A 737-nucleotide genomic window follows, 5' to 3' on the forward strand; every position below is an offset into this window, starting at 1 on the left:
AGTCCCTCTCGGTCGATATCGTCAGCTATCTGCTCCACATAGGACAGCCAGGCTTGAAACGCCAGCCATTGCTCACGTGAATACGGCTGGGCAGGGTCCCAGCGGTGCTCTGAATGCTCCAATGCGCCCAGCACAACACTGGCCGCGTCGCACAGCCAGGGGCCACTGTCGTCGAGGCCTCGAATGAGCCAGGCGGGAAAGTAATAGTGCATGGCTTCCGCTGAAAGAAGTGGCATATCCCACACGTGGCTTTGAAATGATGCCTCCGGCACCTCATTTGCAGCAAACGGCGCGAGATCAGCGGCACGTTCAGCACATTCCTGGCAAATGTGAGGCGCAATTTCGTCGCGCGCAGGGCGGGGCACCGGCGCGAATGCGGCCAGGATTAGTTGTTGCAACTCTGGTGCATTCATGAGCTTTTCCGGCAGGGCCTGGCGTCGATAGGCTTGTTAGGTCTCATGGCGGAGCTCCTCCAGTCGCTTCACGGCACTGGAAACAAGTGACCAGTCCGTCGGAATCTCTGGGCTCGAAAGGTACTGCCCAATGGGCAACGCCCGTTGTTGTTGCTCTAGCATGAGACTGTTCAAGTCGATGCGGATACGACTTGGGAGTCCGCCGGCGACCACGCGCCCCACTCTTGCAGCCATTTGCGCCATGAACTGTGAATGAAAGGCAAGAATTTCCTCTAAGAAGGATCCCCGCGTCATTGCGTATGTCCCGATGCTCGCGGCCCAAAC

2 protein-coding genes are annotated in these 737 nt (G+C 58.2%); both read right to left on the reverse strand.

All coding sequences use genetic code 11. From position 1 onward, the window contains the following. Positions 1 to 413, reverse strand: a 413-nt coding sequence (locus AC1D0Z_RS23425; protein WP_477660512.1) for a hypothetical protein, incomplete at its 3' end; no start/stop codon positions are given. Between the two features lie 36 nt (positions 414 to 449). After that, on the reverse strand, positions 450 to 737 hold a 288-nt coding region (locus AC1D0Z_RS23430), incomplete at its 5' end, for a DUF5984 family protein (protein WP_477660513.1).

The sequence above is a fragment of the Polaromonas sp. P1_E3 genome (genome assembly GCF_056405935.1).